Here is a 16,448-nt window from a genome sequence, read left to right on the forward strand (position 1 = left end):
GCTTGGCGCCGGTCCTGCAGGCGCGCCGCGCCGACATCACGACGCTGGCGGTCGACGTCGTCGTCAACGCGGCGAATTCGTCGTTGCTGGGCGGCGGTGGCGTCGATGGCGCAATCCACCGTGCGGCCGGGCCGGAGCTGGTGCACGAATGCCGTTTGCTCGGCGGCTGCAGGACCGGCGATGCCAAGATCACGCATGGCTACCGCCTGTCGGCGGCGCACATCATCCACACGGTCGGTCCGGTCTGGCGCGGTGGCGCGCAGGGCGAGGCCGAACTGCTGGCGTCCTGCTATCGGCGCAGCCTGGCGCTGGCCGGCGGGCTGGGCGCGGCGTCGGTCGCGTTCCCGAGCATCAGCACCGGCATCTACGGCTATCCCATCGAGCAGGCCGCGCGCATCGCGGTGGCGACGGTGCAAGAGGCGGCCGCGGCTTGGCCCGGCTTGCGCGAGGTGATCTTCTGTTGCTTCTCGGCGCAAGACCTGCGGGTCTACGAAGCCGTGCTGGCCACCTGATGCGCGGGCGCGGTCAGGCGGCTGCGCGCGTCCATGCCAGCAGCTTGTTGTTGGCCGGCATGTCCAGCCGCTCCCGCAGGCGCAGGCCGGCAGCCGCAGCCTCGGCCGTCACGTCGGCCAGTCGCCGGATGCCCCAGTCCGGGTTGCGCGCGCGCAGGTCGGCGTCGAAGGCGAGGTTGCTCGGCGCGGTGGGTTCGTCGTCGATCAAGTAGGGCCCGTAGGTGATCAGCAGCCCACGCGGCGCCAGATGCCGCGCGGCGCCCCGCATCAGCGCGGCCGTGCAGGCCCAGGGCGCGATGTGGATCATGTTGGCGCAGTAGATCGCGTCGACCTGGGGCGGGGCCTGCGACCAGTCGGCATCGAGCACGTCCAGGAGGACGGGCTGGCGGACGTTGGCGATGCCTTCGCCCCACGCCGCGATCGACGCGAAGGCCGTGGCTTCCATGTCGCTGGGCTGCCATTGCCAGCCGGGCAGGCCGGCGCCCAGGAACGCCGCATGCTGGCCGGTGCCGCTGGCGATCTCCAGCAGCAGGCCGCTGGCCGGCAGCAGGCGCTGCAGGGCCGCCAGGATGGGCGGCCCGTTGCGCTCGGCGGCGGGGCTGTGGCGGCGTTGTTCGCCGTTCAAGCCAGCCGCCCGGCCTGGAAGTCGCGCACCGCCTGCACCAGCTCGGCCTCGGTGTTCATCACGAAGGGGCCGTACTGCGCGATGGGCTCGTTCAGCGGCCGGCCGGCGATGAGCAGCGCGCGCGTGGGGGCGTCGCCCGCCTGCAGGCGCACGCCGTCGCTGCCGGGCGTGTTGGCCAGGATGGCCATGCGGCCCGGCTGCACCGCGCAGCCCGACTCGAACTTCAGCCCGCCCTCGAAGACGTAGACGAAGGCGTTGAAGCCGGGTGGCAGCGGCTGCTCGAAGCGGGCGCCTGGCGCCAGGCTCAGGTCCAGGTAGAGGGGCTCGGTGTGCTCGCGCTGCACCGCGCCGGCCACGCCATGGCTTTCGCCGGCGATGACGCGCACCTTGACGCCGTCCCGCTCGAACTCGGGCACCTCGGCACCCGTGATGTCGCGGTACCAGGGCTCGCGCATCTTGTCCTTGGCCGGCAGGTTGAGCCAGAGCTGGAAGCCGGCCATGCGGCCCTCGTTCTGCTCGGGGGTCTCGCTGTGGATGACGCCGCGGCCGGCGGTCATCCACTGGACGCCGCCGTCGCTGATCAGGCCCTCGTGCCCGGCCGAGTCGCGATGGCGCATGCGGCCGTTGAGCATGTAGGTGATGGTCTCGAAGCCGCGGTGCGGATGGTCGGGGAAGCCGGCGATGTAGTCGTCCGGGTTGTCCGTGCCGAAGTGGTCCAGCATCAGGAAGGGATCCAGCCGGCGCTGCAGGTTGTTGGCCAGCACGCGGTTGAGCTTGACGCCGGCACCGTCGCTGGTCGGCTGACCGGCGACGAGGCGCTCGACCTCGCGCGGTTGATTCAGAAGGGGGGTGGCGACGGTGCTCATGGTGTTTCCTTAGGCTGCGAGCAGTTCGGTGATCTGGGCGCGGGCCGAGCTCAGGCCGCGGCCGGCGATCTCGGGGCCCATGTTCAGGCCCTCAGCGTAGATGAACTCCACGTCGGTCATGCCGAGGAAGGCCAGCACCGTGCGCAGATAGGGCACGACCTGGTCGGTGGGCTGATCGCGGTGGATGCCGCCGCGGGCGCTGACGACGTAGACCTTCTTGCCGGTGACGAGGCCGATGGGCCCCTGCTCGCCGTACTTGAACGTGACGCCGGCGCGGGCGATGGCGTCGATCCAGTTCTTCAGCTGGGCGCTGACGTTGAAGTTGATCATGGGCACGCCGATGACGACGGCGTCGGCAGCGAACAGCTCGGCGATGAGCTGGTCGTTCAGCGCGACGCGGGCGGCCTGCTCGGCGTTGCGCGCCTCGGCCGGCGTGAACAGCGCGCCGAGGGTGGCCTCGTCCAGCGCGGGCAGGGGGCTGACCGCGAAGTCGCGCACGGTGACGGTCGCGGCCGGGTGGGCGGCGCGCAGGCCGGCGGTCAGCTCATTGGCCAGGCGGGTGGACACCGAGCCCTGGTCGTCTTGCAGGCGACGGACGCTGGAGTTGATTTGCAGGATGTTCATACGGGTTCCTGGAGGGAGGGGTTGCGATGGAATGAACTCTAGAGTTGCGTCCATGCGTTCGGAAGCCGTTGGATTGCATAAGATTGTTCCGTCAATGGATCAATGAGGGCGATATGGAATCCGACGCCGACGATTTGCTGCTGTTTGCCCGCGTCATGGAGGCCGGCAGCTTCAGCCGCGCCGCGGAGCGCGTGCACTGGCCCAAGAGCACTGTCTCGCGGCGCATCGCGGCGCTGGAGGCGCGGCTCGGGGAGAAGCTGCTGCAGCGCAGTACGCGCAAGCTGTCGCTGACGGACTTCGGTGCAGGCGTGCTGGAACATGCGCGCGTCGTCGCCGCCGAGGTGGATGGCGCGCTGGCGCTGGCCCTGCACCGCCAGCGCAGGCCCAGCGGGCGGCTGCGCGTCAGCATGCCGGCGGACTTCGCCCAGCAGGTGGCCGCCGGCATGCTGGCCGAATTCGCGCGAAGCTACCCGGAGGTGCAACTGGAGCTGGACCTGACGCCCCGCCGCGTGGACCTGATCGGCGAGGGCTTCGACCTGGTCATCCGCATGGGCCAGCTGGACGAGGACAGCCAGCTCGCCGCGCGGCTGCTGACGACGACGCATTGGGGCCTGTACGCGTCGCCGGCCTACCTCGAGCGAGTCGGCGAGCCGTTGCTGCCGCAGGCACTGGACAGCATGCACGGGCTGATGCTGCTGACCCGCACCGGCGAGCCCGTGCCCTGGCAGCTCCAGCGCGAGGGCGCCGAGCCCTACCTTGTGCGGCCGGCACAGCGCACGCTGGCCAACGCTCCCAGCCTGCTTGCACAGCTGGCAGAGAGCGGCGTCGGCATCGCCGGCATCGACCGCCTCATGGTCCGCGATGCGCTGGCGCTTGGCCGCCTGCAGCGCCTGCTGCCGGACTGGCACCTGCCAGGCTCGAGTTGCTGGGCGGTGTTCCCGGAGCGGCGGCTGATGCCACTGCGCACCCGGGTGTTCCTGGAGGCGATGTCGGCCCTGCTGGCTACCTGCCCGGTGCCACCGGCCTGATGCCGTGGGCCCGGGTCAGTCGCCCTCGTTGCTGAAGGCAATCTCGACGGCGGCCTCGCGGGCCTTGCGCAACGGGGCGAAGCGCCATTGGCGCACGGCTTCCACGGCGGCGGTGCCCAGGCGCGAATGGCTGGCCTTGATGACCGCGGCCTGCCGGACCGAGCCATCGGGCGCGACGGTGAACTGCACCTGGGCGTAGCCGTTGCGGAAGCTGGTCTGCTGCAGCTGGCGCGGCATGGCGGGGTCGACCTTGGACAGCAGCTGCAGCGACTCCTCGGCCTGTTCCGGTGCGGCGGCTGGCGGCTCCATGGCCTGGGCCGCAGCGGCCATGGGCGCCGCGGGGGCGGGCGTCGGTGCGGCGGCGGCGAGCACGACGGGCTCGCGGTCGGGCTCGGGCTCGGGTTCGGGCCGAGCGGCGATGACGGGCGGCGGCGCCGCCGCGGTCGAGGCCGTCGCGGCCGGCGTGGCCACGGCGACCGGCGTGGGCCTGGGGGTGGCGGCCACGGGCGCCGACTTCTTCGGCGCGGGTGCCGGTGCGGGCTGCGGCCGGGGGGCGGGCTTGTCGGCGTGCAGCTTGATCCAGTGGAAGACCGCATCGGCGGCCTTCTGCGCGCGCTCCATGCCCTCGGCCTTGGGGGCGTCTTGCTGGGCGCCGGCGGGCTGGGCCAGCATCAGCAGGGCGCCCGCGATGGCGGGCAGGGCGAGCCCCAGGGCGGGGCGCGGTCCAGGCGTCATGACAGCTCCACAGAGACGGTTCGAGCCGGGGCGGGGGCACCCGGTCGAGCGGCGGACTCTAGTCAGGCTTGCCCAGCGCGTCAGTGGGGTTTGCCCCGCTCAAAGCAGAAATCAGAGCACTCCCGGCAAAGCGTCACGCTCAGGCCAGCAGGGCGCGGCAGCGCTTCTCGTGCTGCTGGATCTCGGCCAGCGTGACCTCGATGTCGTGACGCTGCTGCTCGAGCTGGTCGCGGTGCTGGGCCAGGATGGCCAGGAAGGCGCGCAACTGCGGCGCGGCGCTGGCCTGGCTGTCGTACATGTCGACCAGCTGCTTGATCTCCTGCAGCGCCAGCCCCAGGCGCTTGCCGCGCAGCGTCAGCTTGAGCCGCGTGCGGTCGCGCGGCGTGTAGACGCGGTTGCGGCCCTTGCGGCCGGGCTCCAGCAGGCCCATGTCCTCGTAGAAGCGGATGGCGCGGGGCGTGATGTCGAACTCGGCGGCGAGTTCCGTGATCGTGTACGTGGGCTGTGGGGCTTCGGTCGCGGCGGAGACAGGGCGGCGAGGGGGCATGGCTACACTCGATTGACGTAAACGTCAGTCTAAAACCAGTCGACCCCGCCATGGCCAACGCACGCGAATCCGAACTCCACTATCCCCTGGGCGATACCCTGCCCCAGCCCGGCGAGGCGCTGGACCTCGCACCCGGCGTGCGCTGGGTGCGCATGGGCCTGCCTTTTGCGCTGGACCACATCAACCTGTGGCTGCTGCGCGACCACCAGGATGGCCGCGAGGGCTGGACCATCGTCGACTGCGGCATCGCCAGCGATGACACGCGGGCCAACTGGGAAAAGGTGTTCGCCGAACGCCTGGATGGCCTGCCGGTGCTGCGCGTCATCGCAACGCACTTCCACCCCGATCACCTGGGCCTGGCCCACTGGCTGACGGAGAAATGGGGCTGCCGCCTCTGGATGAGCGCGACGGACTTCAACCTTGCGCGCCTGGCCAGCAGCTCGACGGTGGGCATGGGCGGCGCGTCGGCCGCGGCCTTCTTCGGCAGCCATGGACTGACCGATCCGGAGTCGCTGGACAAGATCCGCGCCCGCGCCGACTACTACCCCAAGATGGTGCCCGTGGTGCCGGCCAGCTTCCGGCGGTTGATGGACGGCACGGAGGTCGAGATTGGCGGGCGCGTCTGGCACTGTATCGCCGGCTACGGCCATGCGCCCGAGCACATCAGCCTGTTCTGCGACGAGGCCCAGCTGCTGATCAGTGGCGACATGGTGCTGCCGCGCATCTCGACGAACGTGTCGGTCGTCGACGTCGAGCCCGAGGCGGACCCTCTGACGCTGTACCTGAACTCGCTGGCCCGCTACCTGGCGCTGCCGGCGGACACGCTGGTGCTGCCGTCGCACGGCAAGCCCTTCACCGGCCTGCACCAGCGCATAGACCAATTGCGCGAGCACCACGACGAGCGCCTGGCCGAGGTGGTGACCGCCTGCGCCGCCGCGCCCACGCATGCGGCCGGCCTGCTGTCCGTGCTGTTCAAGCGCAAGCTGGACCTGCATCAGACCACCTTCGCGATGGGCGAGGCGATCGCCCACCTGAACGCGCTGTGGCTGCAGGGCGACCTGAAGCGCGAACTGGGCGCCGACGGCGTCTACCGCTTCTCGCCCGCCTGAACGCGCCGCCCAAAGTGAAACGCCGCCACCGGCAATCCGGAGGCGGCGTCTCTGCCCGGTACCTTCTCTCCCTTTGACTTGCTCCGGCTGGGCCGGCCCTCGGTACCTGTGGTGACAGCGTCGGCAGGAGTGTTGCTGACCGTGAAGGCGCCGGGGTGACAGCGCGGGGGGAATATTCACCGGCCCGCCAGGCTCACTGCACGACGATGGATTCCTCGCGCAGCGCCTCGCGGGAGCGCTCGAAATCAGGCAGCACGGAGCGCACGGTGTCCCAGAAGGCCGGGCTGTGGTTCATCTCGCGCAGATGGGCCAGTTCATGGGCGACGACGTAGTCGATGATGGCCGGCGCGAAGTGGATGAGGCGCCAGTTCAGCCGGATGCTGCCGTCGGCGCTTGCGCTGCCCCAGCGGGTCTGGGCCGACGACAGGCGCAGCGTCTTCATCGTCACGCCCAGCGCCTCTGCAAAGCGCCGGCAGCGCGGCAGGAAGTCCTCGCGCGCGCGGGCCTGCAGCCAGGACTGGCTGAGGTCGCGGATCTGCTCGGCCGAGGCGCCGGGGGGCAGTGGCAGGCGCAGCTGGCGCGAGCCGTCGTCCCAGACCACCTCGCGTTCGGCGGGGGCCAGCACCAGCGTCAGCGGAGCGCCGAGGTAGGGCAGGCTGCCGCCGTCCAGCCACTCGATGCGCGAGGACTGGATGCGCTGCTGGCGCTCGCGCTGCTCGACGAGCTTGCGCAGGATCCACTCACCCTTGTGGTGCAGCGCGCGTTCGATCTCGGCGATGGGCACCCAGCGTGGCGCACTGACGCGCAGGCCCTGCGGGCCGACGACGAAGCCGATCGAGCGCCGGCGCGCGCGCTTGAGCTCGTAGCCGACGCGGTGCTGGCCCAGCCACAGCTCGCGCCGCGAGCGCGGCGCGCCGGGCTCCGCCGGCGTGATCTCCGGTGCCACGTCGAACAGCGACAGCTGGCTGTCCTGCAGCAGGGGAGCCGGGCGCTTGGGCGGCATGGAGCTCAGTGGGGATGGGCGGCGCCGGCGACGCCGGCGGGCTGAGGGTCGGCGTAGGCCTCGGGATCGAGGCGGCGCATCTCGGCCTCGATCCAGTCCCTGACCTCGCGCATCATCTCGGCCGGCTCGCGGCCCTCGGGGCGGATCTGCTGGCCGATGGAGATGTCGACGACACCGGGCCTGAGCAGGAAGCTCTTGCGCGGCCAGCAGCGCGCTGCGGTGGCTGCGATGGGCACGACGGGCAGGCCGGCCTCGATGGCCAGGCGCGTGCCGCCGCTCTTGTAGTCGCCCGCCTGGCCGCGCGGGATGCGGGTGCCCTCGGGGAACATGATGACCCAGTTGCCCTGCCCCCCCAGGCGCTTGCCCTGGGTCAGCACCTTGTTCCAGGCCTCGGTGCGGCGGCCGCGGTCGATGTGGATCATGTCCATGCGCGCCATGGCCCAGCCGAAGAAGGGCACGTAGAGCAGTTCGCGCTTGAACACATAGGCCAGCGGGTGGCTGAGCAGGGCCGGGTAGGCGAAGGTCTCCCAGGTGCTCTGGTGCTTGGACAGCAGCACGACGCCGGCGCGGCGGTCCTCGGCGGGCGGCAGGTTCTCCATGCCGTGGATGCGCCAGCGCACGCCGCAGATGAAGCGGGCGCTCCAGATGGCGACCTTGAGCCAGCCGGCGCAGGCCCAGTAGACCGGGTCGCCGCGGCGGAAGATGGACAGCACGAGCACGCCCAGCGCCCAGGGGATGACCGTCACGATGAGGACGGCGACGAAGATCAGCGAGCGGATGGCGCTCAGCACGGTGGACATCAGTTCAGGTCTCCGGCCTGGGTGTCGGGGGGCAGGGCCTGGCCGCGCTCTTCGGCGGCGCGGCGGCGGCCCTCCTGGATGATGGCTTCGGCGCAGGCGGCCAGGTCGGCGTGCACGCGCGCGCCGGGCACGCTGGCCAGCACCTCCTGCAACTGGTGCGACTCCAGCACGCCCAACGGGCCGCTGAGCACCAGGTGCGGTATGCAGCCAGCGTTCTGCGCCGTCAGCAGGTCGGTCAGCGAGGCGCCGACCATGTGGACGGCGTCCAGCTCGACGTCGAAGCGCTCGCCGATCTGCTTGATGAGGCCGGGCAGCGGCTTGCGGCAGTCGCAGCCTTCCTCGGGCGTGTGCGGGCAGAAGAAGGCAGCGTCCAGCCGTCCGCCCTTCTCGGCCAGCAGCTGGTTCAGGTGCAGGTGAACGGCGTTCAGCGAGGCCATGTCCAGCAGGCCGCGGCCTATGCCGGCCTGGTTGGTGGCCAGCACGGTGTGCCAGCCGTTGTGGTTCAGGCGGGCCACCGCCTCCAGTGCGCCTGGCAGGGGGTCGAGTTCCTCCGGCGCCTTGACGTGATCGTCGCGGTAGCGGTTGATCGTGCCGTCGCGGCCGAGGATGACGAGCTTCATGCCGTGGGCGTGGTCGGCGCGCATTGCAGTCTTAGGCAAGGCGCGACAGGTCGGCGACCCGGTTCATCGCCGTATGCAGGCGACCCAGCAGCGCGAGGCGGTTGGCGCGCAGCGCCGGGTCTTCGGCATTGACCATCACGTCGTCGAAGAAGGCGTCGACCGGGCCCTTCAAGGCGGCCAGGGCCTTGAGCGAGCCGGTGTAGTCGTGCTGCGCGAACAGCGTGTCGGCCTGCGGCTGCACGCCGGCGATGGCTGTCGCCAGCGCCTGCTCGGCGGCTGCCTGCAGCAGCTCTGCCTTGACCTCGGTGGGCAGCTCGCCGTCGACCTTCTTCAGGATGTTGCCGACGCGCTTGTTTGCGGCAGCCAGCGATGCGGCCTCGGTGAGGGCCGCGAAGGCGCGCACGGCCTCCAGGCGCTTGGGCACGTCGCCCAGGCGCGTGGGGTTCAGAGCCAGCACGGCGTCGACCTCCTGGGCGCTGTAGCCCTGGTCGCGCAGGCTAACGGCCAGGCGGTCGGCGAAGAAGCCCAGCAGCGCGTCACGCGGGTTCGTGATCAGCTCGCCGAAGGGTGGCACGGCGGCGTCGATGAGCGCCGGCAGTTCCAGCGGCAGGTTCTTCTCGACGAGGATGCGGATGACGCCCAGCGCATGGCGGCGCAACGCGAACGGATCCTTGTCGCCGGTGGGAAGCTGGCCGATGCCGAACAGGCCCACCAGCGTCTCCAGCTTGTCGGCCAGTGCGACGACCGTGCCGGTGTGGTTGCGCGGCAGCGCGTCGCCGGCGAAGCGGGGCTTGTAGTGGTCCTCGATGGCGATGGCGACGCCGTCGCGCAGGCCCTCGTGGCGGGCGTAGTAGCCGCCCATGATGCCCTGCAGCTCGGGGAACTCGCCCACCATGTCGGTCAGCAGGTCGCACTTGGCCAGTGTCGCGGCCTGCTTCACCTTGCTGTCCAGCACCTTGAACTCGTCGTCGGCCTCCACCGTGTAGGGCAGCGTCGCCATGCTGAGCTGGTTGACGATGGCATGCGCAATGGCGCGCACGCGCTCGGCGCGCTCGCCCTGCGAGCCCAGCTTGCCGTGGTAGACGACCTTACCCAGGCCGGGCAGCCGTGACTCCAGCGTCTTCTTGCGGTCCTGGTCGAAGAAGAACTTGGCATCGGCCAGGCGCGGGCGCACGACGCGCTCGTTGCCGCCGGTCACGGCGCTGGCGTCGGCCGGCGCGATGTTGCTGACGACCAGGAAGTGGCGGGTCAGCTTGCCCTGCGCGTCCAGCAGCGGGAAGTACTTCTGATTGGCCTTCATCGTCAGGATGAGGCATTCCTGCGGCACGGCCAGGAACTCGGGCTCGAAGGCGCAGGTCAAGACATTGGGGCGCTCGACCAGGGCGGTGACTTCGTCCAGCAGCGCGTCGTCGTCGATCGGCGTCAGGCTCAGCGCATCGGCGGCGCCCTTGAGCTGGCGCGAGATCTCGGCGCGGCGCTCGGCGAAGCCGGCGATGACGGCGCCTTGCTCGAACAGCTGCCGGGCGTAGCTGTCGGCGGATTCGATGCTGACGGTGGGCTGGGCAGCCTCGAAGCGATGGCCCTGCGTGGTGCGGCCGGACGCCAGGCCCAGGGTCTGGACGGGCACGACCTCGCTGCCGTGGAGCGCAATCAGGCCGTGGGCCGGGCGCACGAACTTCACATCGGTCCAGCCGTCGGTCAGCTGGTAGGTCATGACCTTGGGGATGGGCAGCTTGGCCAGCGTCTCATCCAGCGCCTTCTGCAGGCCCTGGGCGAGCGTCGCGCCGGGCTGCACGCTGTCCCAGAACAGCGCCTCGGCCTTGCCGTCGGGCTGGCGCTTGAGCTGCGGCACGACCTCCGGGCCGGCGCCGACGGCGGCGAGCTTCTTCAGCAGCGCCGGCGTGGCCTGGCCGTCGGCGGTCAGCGCGACGGCGACAGGCATCAGCTTCTGCTGCTGGGCCTTGTCGGCGGCCTTGGCGGCGACGCCGGTGACATGCACGCCCAGGCGGCGCGGCGACGCGAAAGGCGTGACGGCCGCATCGGCGGCGGCGAGGCCTTGCGCCTTCAGGCTGTCGGCCAGCACGGTGGCGAAGGACTCGCCCAGCTTCTTCAGCGCCTTGGGCGGCAGCTCTTCGACAAACAGTTCAACGAGCAGGTTCGTCATCACGCGGCCGCCTTCTTGTTCTTCAGTTCGATCTGAGCGACCACTTCGTCAGCCCAGGCCTTGGGGGCCATAGGGAAACCCAGCCGTGCCCGGCTGTCGACATAGCTCTGCGCCACGGCGCGGGCCAGGTTGCGGATGCGGCCGATGTAGGCGGCGCGCTCGGTCACGCTGATCGCGCCGCGCGCGTCCAGCAGGTTGAAGCTGTGGCCGGCCTTCAGCAACTGCTCGTAGGCGGGCAGGGCCAGGGCCTGCTCCATCAGGTGCTTGCTCTGCTTCTCATGCGCGGCGAAGGCGCCGAGCAGGAAGTCCACGTCGCTGTGCTCGAAGTTGTAGGTCGACTGCTCCACCTCGTTCTGGTGGAACACGTCGCCATACGTCAGCCCGTCGGTGAACACCAGGTCGTAGACCGATTCCTTGCCCTGCAGGTACATGGCCAGGCGCTCCAGGCCGTAGGTGATCTCGCCAGTGATGGGCTTGCAGTCGATGCCGCCCACCTGCTGGAAGTAGGTGAACTGCGTCACCTCCATGCCGTTCAGCCACACCTCCCAACCCAGGCCCCAGCAGCCGAGCGTCGGGTTCTCCCAGTCGTCCTCGACGAAGCGCACATCGTTCTTCTTCAGGTCGAAGCCCAGTGCCTCCAGCGAGCCCAGGTACAGCTCCAGGATGTTGGCCGGCGCGGGCTTGAGCACCACCTGGTACTGGTAGTAGTGCTGCAGGCGATTCGGGTTGTCGCCGTAGCGACCGTCCTTGGGGCGGCGGCTGGGCTGCACATAGGCAGCCTTCCAGGGCTCGGGGCCGAGGGCGCGCAGAAAGGTGGCCGTGTGGCTGGTGCCGGCGCCGACCTCCATGTCGTAGGGCTGGAGCAGGGCGCAGCCCTGTTTGGACCAATAGTCCTGAAGCGTCAGGATGATTTGCTGGAAGGTCAGCATGAGATGGGACTGAAAGGGGGTGGCCGATTCTATTGGGCCGCCTTCCTCAGTCCGATCAGGGCCAGCAGCGCAATCACCCACAGCGGCCACAGGCCGGCTGCGGCGAGCCAGCGGGCATAGGGCGTGCTGCCGCTGCGGCCTTCGACGTCGGCCTCCAGCACGCCCCGCGCCAGCGCCGGCAGGCGGGCCGTGACGTGGCCGCGGTGGTCGACGACGGCGGTCGCGCCGGTGTTCGTCGAGCGCACGACCGGGCGCTGGAATTCGAGGGCCCGCATCTGCGAGAACTGCAGGTGCTGGTCCTGGATCATCACGGTGCCGAACCAGGCCAGGTTGCTGACGTTGACGAAGACGGTCGCGGCCAGCGGCCCGACGGCGCTCTGCACGAAGTCCTCGCCGAACAGGTCCTCGTAGCAGATCAGCGGCCGCAGCCGCTGGCCCGCGAGGACCCAGGGTCGCTGGTGGTCGCCCCGGGCCTGGTCGTCCAGCGGGATGTCCATCGCATGCACGAACCAGCCGAAGCCGGGCGGGATGAATTCGCCGAAGGGCAGCAGGTGGCGCTTGCCGTAGTGGTAGTCGGCGCCCAGTGCGACGACGGAGTTCACGAAGCCCTCGTCCGCGTTGCCCAGGAAGCTTCCCAGCAGCACGGGGCGCTCGGGGCGGGCCAGGCGCTCCAGCGTCGCGCGGTCCAGCTCGACCAGCGGTAGCGGCACGACGGATTCGGGCGTGATGACGACCCCGCCCCTGGCCGACTCGACGAGGCGGGCCAGTATCTCCAGGTTGGCGGCGAAGCGGCCGGCATCGAACTTCTGGTCCTGCGGGATGCTGGGCTGCACGAGCGACACGGCCAGGTGGCCGGTCGACGTCGTGAAGCCCTGCGGCAGCAGCGCGCCGGCCAGCGGCAGCAGCAGGGCCGGCACGGCGAACTTCCAGGCCTTCTCGCGCAGCAGGGCGAGACCGGCCGCCAGCAGCGCGCCCATCGCCGTGATGCCGTAGACGCCTATCCACGGCGCCCAGCCGGCCAGCGGACCGACCGTGTGGGCGTAGCCGGAGGCGATCCACGGGAAGCCGCTGAACCAGCTTGCCCGTGCCAGTTCGGCCAGCAGCCAGGCCGGCACGAAGGCCAGCAGCCGCCAGCGGCCGGGCGCGATCCAGCGTGCCGTGAGGCCCAGGGCCAGCGCGTAGTAGCCGCACAAGAAGGCGGCGAGGAGCCCGACGGCCAGCGCGGCGGCCAAAGAGGGGATGCCGCCGAACTGGTGCATGCTGATGTAGAGCCACCACAGGCCAGAAGCCAGCCAGCTCCAGCCGAACAGCGCGCCGCAGGCAGCGGCGACCTTGGGCGTGGCGCGCGCCACCACGCCGAACAGCAGCGCCAGCGCGGCGATCTGCGCCCACCAGGCCTCGGTCGGCGCGAAGGAGGCGGTCTGCAGCAGGCCGGCCGCCAGCGCGGCCGTGGCGGCGACGCCGGCCCTCACGCCTCGGACTCTGGCTCGGGCGCGCGGGTGACCTTGAACCAGCGCACGGCGCCGCCGCGGGTCAGCATCACCGTGAAGCGCAGGCCGGCCACGTCGACGGCCTCGCCCCGGCGAGGCACGCGGCCATGCTCGTGGGCGACGAGGCCGCCAATGGTGTCGAAGTCGTTGTCCGGCAGCGCCAGGTCGAAGGCGCCGTTGACGGCCGCGATGCTGGCGTCGCCGGCCACGCGCTGGCTGCCGTCGGCCAGCGTGTAGATGCCGGTGTCGGAGCTCTGCTCGTCGAACTCGTCCTCGATTTCGCCGACGATCTCCTCCAGCACGTCCTCGATGGTGATGAGGCCTGCCGTGTTGCCGAATTCGTCGATGACGATGGCAAGGTGGTTGCGGTTGGAACGGAAGTCGCGCAGCAGCTCGTTCAGGCCCTTGCTCTCGGGCACGAAGACGGTGGGGCGCAGCAGCGTCCGGATGTTGAGCCCAGGCGCGCGCTGCACCTTCAGCAGGTCCTTGGCGAGCAGGATGCCGATGATGTTGTCGCGGCTGCCATCGAAGACGGGGAAGCGTGAGTGACCGCTGTCGATGACGATGTGCAGCAACTCGTCATAGGGCGCGTCGATGTCCAGCAGGTCCATGCGCGGCGCGGCCACCATGGCGTCGCCGGCCGACAGCTCGGCCATGCGCAGCACGCCCTCCAGCATCTGGCGCGATTCGGGCTCGATCAGCTCGCGATGCTCGGCATCGGCCAGGGTCTCGATCAGTTCGGTCTTGGAGTCGGGGCCGGGGTGCAGGAACTCCAGCATGCGCTCCAGCAGGCTGCGCGCCTCGGCCGGTGGTTTGGCGGCCCCGCGAACTGGGGGCCGGCCTGAATGAGGTTCGCTCAAGGGGAGCTGTCAGGATATTGCGGAAGGGACAGAATAGCCGATTGGTTTGACAAACCCTTGCTTCCCCGCGGCCAGCCCCTATCTTGGCTGCCTTCTTTCCGAAACGGTTCCCGCCATGTCCTCCCCAGCCAACGGCCTCATCCCCGCAACCATCCTCACGGGCTTTCTCGGCTCCGGCAAGACCACGCTGCTCAAGCGCGTGCTGACCGAGGCGCACGGCCAGAAGATCGCAGTCATCGAGAACGAGTTCGGTGAGGAGAACATCGACACCGACATCCTGGTGTCGGACACCAATGAGCAGATCATCCAGATGAGCAACGGCTGCGTCTGCTGCACCATCCGCGAGGACCTGCGTACGACGCTGTCCGACCTGGCCGCCAAGCGCCGCAAGGGCGAGCTGGACTTCGAGCGCGTCGTCATCGAGACCACCGGTCTGGCCGACCCGGGCCCCGTGGCCCAGACTTTCTTCATGGACGACGAGATCGCCGAAAGCTATCTGCTGGACTCCATCCTGACGCTGGTGGACGCCAAGCACGCCGAGGCCCAGCTCGACACCCGCCAGGAAGCGCGCATGCAGGTGGGGTTCGCCGACCAGATCTTCGTCAGCAAGAGCGACCTGGTGGAACCGGCAGCCGTCGATGCCCTGGTGCACCGCATCAAGCACATGAATCCGCGCGCGCCCATCCAGACGGCGCATTTCGGCGAGGTGGCGCTCAGCAAGGTGTTCGACCTGCGCGGCTTCAACCTGAACGCCAAGCTGGAGATTGATCCCGACTTCCTGAAGGCGGACGACCACGACCACCACCATGGCCACGAGCACCACGACCATGAGCATGGCGAGCATTGCGACCACCCGCACCACCACGCCCATGAAGACGACGTGAAGAGCTTCGTCTTCCGCTCGGACAAGCCGTTCAACCCGGCCAAGCTGGAGGACTTCCTCGGCGCCATCGTGCAGGTCTACGGGCCCAAGATGCTCAGGTACAAGGGTGTCCTACACATGAAGGGCACGGACAAGAAGGTCATCTTCCAGGGCGTGCACCAGATGATGGGTTCCGATCTCGGCCCGAAATGGATGCCGGGAGAGAAAAAGCAGAGCAAGATGGTGTTCATCGGCATCGATTTGCCGAAGGATGTGCTGATGCAAGGTTTGGAGGGCTGCCTGGCGTGAATTTTGGCCCTTGGTGGCCATCTTTCCTGGATGCGCAGACGCTTGAATCCTGATGGCTACAATCCGCCGCGCTCAAAATCGGGCCGCCGGCTGGAAAGCAGTGAGATCAAGGTCTGACACCGCGCCGATGCGTGCCCTGAGCGAGGAGAAGACAGTGAGCAAGATCCCGGCCCCCAAAACCGCCGCCGCATCCACCACCAAGGGTGTGAAGAAGACCGATGCCGGCGCCGACGTCGCCACGTTGGAGGCGCCCGCACCGGCGAACCGCTTCGCCGACCGCTTTGCTCCGCCGAAACCGCCCGCGCGGGGTGCGAACCACGCCGACGACGCGCCGCGCGTGGCCGCCAAGGGCGACCCCAAGCTCGCCAACGCCTGGAAGACCAAGCCGGGCGCCGAGCTGAGCGATGCCGAAGTCCTGGCCATGCCGGACGCGGAGTACATGAATGCCAAGCAGATCGAGTTCTTCCGCGCCAAGCTGGAAGGCCTGAAGAACGAGGTGCTGTCCAACGCCGGCGAGACCACCGAGCATCTGCGCGAGGACACCACCATCGTCCCCGACCCGGCCGACCGCGCCACGATCGAGGAAGAGCATGCTCTGGAGCTGCGCACCCGCGACCGCGAGCGCAAGCTGCTGAAGAAGATCGTGCAGTCCATCGCGCGCCTGGACAGCGGCGACTACGGCTACTGCGACGAGACCGGCGAGCCCATCGGCCTCGGCCGCCTGATCGCCCGCCCGACGGCCACGTTGTCGCTCGAGGCGCAGCAGCGCCGCGAGCTCAAGCAGAAGATGTTCGGGGACTGATCAATGTTGCCCCTCGTCCAAGGCTCGCCTTGGCCGGTCCCCCGTGGGGACGGCGATGCTTGCCGGCTTGGCCGGCAAGCAAATCGTCAGGACGGGTCGGCTTGGGAGTGGCCCGGCGCTCGGCCCGCAAACTCTGGTCGGCGCGTCTAAGGGATATTCAGAGATATGTCCGACTCCAAGCCCGCAGACCCCAAGGAAGGCGACAGCTTCTTCCGCAAGGTCGCGCGCTTCGTGGCCAACCCGACGACGGACTGGGCGGAGATCAATTCGCGCCAGGACGACCCCGAGGGCGACCTCGCCAAGGCCGAGTTGCGCGCCATGGTGGAGCGCAAGCGCCGCAACGACTTCGTGCGCAAGCGCGAGTTGGACATGCTGCGCCGCATCCGGCGCGAAGGCCTCACGCCCGAGCAGCTCGCCGCGCTGGGCTCCTCCTCCTCGCGGCTGGACGAGGTCGAGCGCACGAACAGCGAGCTGAACTCGAAGATCGATCCGCGCGTCAAGGACAAGATCGACGCGATCGAGCAGCAGATGGTCGGCGACCGGACCTTCTCCGGCACGCAGTC

The 16,448-nt window shown here is 69.6% G+C and carries 17 protein-coding genes and 1 pseudogene; 6 read left to right on the forward strand and 12 right to left on the reverse strand.

The window, feature by feature from the left end; genetic code table 11:
• Window positions 1-2: 2 nt before the first annotated feature.
• A complete protein-coding gene (locus tag JOY88_RS19335) occupies window positions 3-512 on the forward strand; it encodes an O-acetyl-ADP-ribose deacetylase (protein WP_293504271.1) in 510 nt (169 codons plus the stop codon).
• 13 nt (window positions 513-525) lie between these two features.
• Here JOY88_RS19335 and JOY88_RS19340 read toward each other — a convergent pair whose 3' ends face one another.
• Genes JOY88_RS19340 through JOY88_RS19350 form a run of 3 tightly spaced genes read right to left on the reverse strand, consistent with a single transcriptional unit; the run spans window position 526 to window position 2,681 of the window.
• On the reverse strand, window positions 526-1,137 hold the full coding sequence (locus JOY88_RS19340; RefSeq protein ID WP_293504272.1) for a DUF938 domain-containing protein: 612 nt from the start codon (window positions 1,135-1,137) through the stop codon (window positions 526-528).
• A complete protein-coding gene (locus JOY88_RS19345; protein ID WP_293504273.1) occupies window positions 1,134-2,003 on the reverse strand; it encodes a pirin family protein in 870 nt (289 codons plus the stop codon). Before JOY88_RS19345 ends, JOY88_RS19340 begins: the two co-directional genes overlap by 4 nt.
• 9 nt (window positions 2,004-2,012) lie before the next feature.
• Complete coding sequence (locus JOY88_RS19350; RefSeq protein ID WP_524539238.1) at window positions 2,013-2,681, reverse strand: FMN-dependent NADH-azoreductase; 669 nt, start codon at window positions 2,679-2,681, stop codon at window positions 2,013-2,015.
• Between the two features lie 59 nt (window positions 2,682-2,740).
• On the opposite strand from JOY88_RS19350, the gene JOY88_RS19355 reads away from it, so the two are divergent.
• Window positions 2,741-3,655 carry a LysR family transcriptional regulator gene (locus tag JOY88_RS19355; RefSeq protein ID WP_293504275.1) on the forward strand — a complete coding sequence of 305 codons (915 nt, stop codon included), beginning with the start codon at window positions 2,741-2,743 and terminating at the stop codon, window positions 3,653-3,655.
• Between the two features lie 15 nt (window positions 3,656-3,670).
• Here JOY88_RS19355 and JOY88_RS19360 read toward each other — a convergent pair whose 3' ends face one another.
• Together JOY88_RS19360 and JOY88_RS19365 are read right to left on the reverse strand one after the other, a co-directional pair.
• The gene (locus JOY88_RS19360) at window positions 3,671-4,390 is read right to left on the reverse strand and encodes an energy transducer TonB (RefSeq protein WP_293504276.1); all 720 of its coding nucleotides are present in this window, start codon (window positions 4,388-4,390) and stop codon (window positions 3,671-3,673) included.
• Between the two features lie 139 nt (window positions 4,391-4,529).
• Entirely contained in the window at window positions 4,530-4,937 is a 408-nt protein-coding gene (locus JOY88_RS19365; RefSeq protein ID WP_293504277.1) for a MerR family transcriptional regulator, read from the reverse strand.
• A 50-nt stretch (window positions 4,938-4,987) separates the two neighbouring features.
• On the opposite strand from JOY88_RS19365, the gene JOY88_RS19370 reads away from it, so the two are divergent.
• The gene (locus JOY88_RS19370; RefSeq protein ID WP_293504278.1) at window positions 4,988-6,046 is read left to right on the forward strand and encodes an MBL fold metallo-hydrolase; all 1,059 of its coding nucleotides are present in this window, start codon (window positions 4,988-4,990) and stop codon (window positions 6,044-6,046) included.
• 193 nt (window positions 6,047-6,239) lie between these two features.
• Here the strand turns inward: JOY88_RS19370 and JOY88_RS19375 are convergent, their stop codons facing one another.
• The 7 genes from JOY88_RS19375 to JOY88_RS19405 are packed head-to-tail and all read right to left on the reverse strand — an operon-like array spanning window position 6,240 to window position 13,912.
• Window positions 6,240-7,049, reverse strand: coding sequence for a M48 family metallopeptidase (locus tag JOY88_RS19375; protein WP_293504279.1), 810 nt, complete (start codon window positions 7,047-7,049; stop codon window positions 6,240-6,242).
• A gap of 5 nt (window positions 7,050-7,054) precedes the next feature.
• Window positions 7,055-7,849, reverse strand: coding sequence for a lysophospholipid acyltransferase family protein (locus JOY88_RS19380; protein ID WP_293504280.1), 795 nt, complete (start codon window positions 7,847-7,849; stop codon window positions 7,055-7,057).
• Window positions 7,849-8,493, reverse strand: a complete 645-nt coding sequence (gene gmhB, locus JOY88_RS19385) for a D-glycero-beta-D-manno-heptose 1,7-bisphosphate 7-phosphatase (protein ID WP_293504281.1) — start codon at window positions 8,491-8,493, stop codon at window positions 7,849-7,851. Before gmhB ends, JOY88_RS19380 begins: the two co-directional genes overlap by 1 nt.
• Window positions 8,494-8,500: 7 nt before the next feature.
• A complete protein-coding gene (gene glyS, locus JOY88_RS19390) occupies window positions 8,501-10,633 on the reverse strand; it encodes a glycine--tRNA ligase subunit beta (RefSeq protein ID WP_293504282.1) in 2,133 nt (710 codons plus the stop codon).
• Complete coding sequence (gene glyQ / locus JOY88_RS19395; RefSeq protein WP_293504283.1) at window positions 10,633-11,562, reverse strand: glycine--tRNA ligase subunit alpha; 930 nt, start codon at window positions 11,560-11,562, stop codon at window positions 10,633-10,635. Before glyQ ends, glyS begins: the two co-directional genes overlap by 1 nt.
• A 29-nt stretch (window positions 11,563-11,591) precedes the next feature.
• Entirely contained in the window at window positions 11,592-13,034 is a 1,443-nt protein-coding gene (lnt, locus tag JOY88_RS19400; RefSeq protein WP_293504284.1) for an apolipoprotein N-acyltransferase, read from the reverse strand.
• Window positions 13,031-13,912 carry a CorC family transporter gene (locus tag JOY88_RS19405; protein ID WP_293504285.1) on the reverse strand — a complete coding sequence of 294 codons (882 nt, stop codon included), beginning with the start codon at window positions 13,910-13,912 and terminating at the stop codon, window positions 13,031-13,033. The genes lnt and JOY88_RS19405 overlap by 4 nt, the downstream gene beginning before the upstream one ends.
• A gap of 115 nt (window positions 13,913-14,027) precedes the next feature.
• Between JOY88_RS19405 and JOY88_RS19410 the strand changes: the two genes are divergently transcribed.
• The 3 genes and pseudogenes from JOY88_RS19410 to JOY88_RS19420 all read left to right on the forward strand — a co-directional run.
• A complete protein-coding gene (locus JOY88_RS19410; protein WP_293504286.1) occupies window positions 14,028-15,083 on the forward strand; it encodes a CobW family GTP-binding protein in 1,056 nt (351 codons plus the stop codon).
• Window positions 15,084-15,237: 154 nt separating this feature from the next.
• The gene (gene dksA / locus JOY88_RS19415) at window positions 15,238-15,885 is read left to right on the forward strand and encodes an RNA polymerase-binding protein DksA (protein WP_293504287.1); all 648 of its coding nucleotides are present in this window, start codon (window positions 15,238-15,240) and stop codon (window positions 15,883-15,885) included.
• A 165-nt stretch (window positions 15,886-16,050) separates the two neighbouring features.
• Window positions 16,051-16,448, forward strand: a pseudogene (locus tag JOY88_RS19420) (hypothetical protein); the annotation flags it as partial.

The organism is Roseateles sp. (assembly GCF_019237615.1).
Classification (GTDB): Bacteria; Pseudomonadota; Gammaproteobacteria; order Burkholderiales; family Burkholderiaceae_C; genus Pelomonas.

Coding starts and splice junctions, on each gene's coding strand:
- JOY88_RS19345 (WP_293504273.1), bottom strand. CDS start 2,003: ATGAGCACCGTCGCCACCCCCCTTCTGAATCAACCGCGCGAGGTCGAG.
- JOY88_RS19350 (WP_524539238.1), bottom strand. CDS start 2,681: ATGGACGCAACTCTAGAGTTCATTCCATCGCAACCCCTCCCTCCAGGA.
- JOY88_RS19355 (WP_293504275.1), top strand. CDS start 2,741: ATGGAATCCGACGCCGACGATTTGCTGCTGTTTGCCCGCGTCATGGAG.
- JOY88_RS19360 (WP_293504276.1), bottom strand. CDS start 4,390: ATGACGCCTGGACCGCGCCCCGCCCTGGGGCTCGCCCTGCCCGCCATC.
- JOY88_RS19365 (WP_293504277.1), bottom strand. CDS start 4,937: ATGCCCCCTCGCCGCCCTGTCTCCGCCGCGACCGAAGCCCCACAGCCC.
- JOY88_RS19370 (WP_293504278.1), top strand. CDS start 4,988: ATGGCCAACGCACGCGAATCCGAACTCCACTATCCCCTGGGCGATACC.
- JOY88_RS19375 (WP_293504279.1), bottom strand. CDS start 7,049: ATGCCGCCCAAGCGCCCGGCTCCCCTGCTGCAGGACAGCCAGCTGTCG.
- JOY88_RS19380 (WP_293504280.1), bottom strand. CDS start 7,849: ATGTCCACCGTGCTGAGCGCCATCCGCTCGCTGATCTTCGTCGCCGTC.
- gmhB (WP_293504281.1), bottom strand. CDS start 8,493: ATGCGCGCCGACCACGCCCACGGCATGAAGCTCGTCATCCTCGGCCGC.
- glyS (WP_293504282.1), bottom strand. CDS start 10,633: ATGACGAACCTGCTCGTTGAACTGTTTGTCGAAGAGCTGCCGCCCAAG.
- glyQ (WP_293504283.1), bottom strand. CDS start 11,562: ATGCTGACCTTCCAGCAAATCATCCTGACGCTTCAGGACTATTGGTCC.
- JOY88_RS19410 (WP_293504286.1), top strand. CDS start 14,028: ATGTCCTCCCCAGCCAACGGCCTCATCCCCGCAACCATCCTCACGGGC.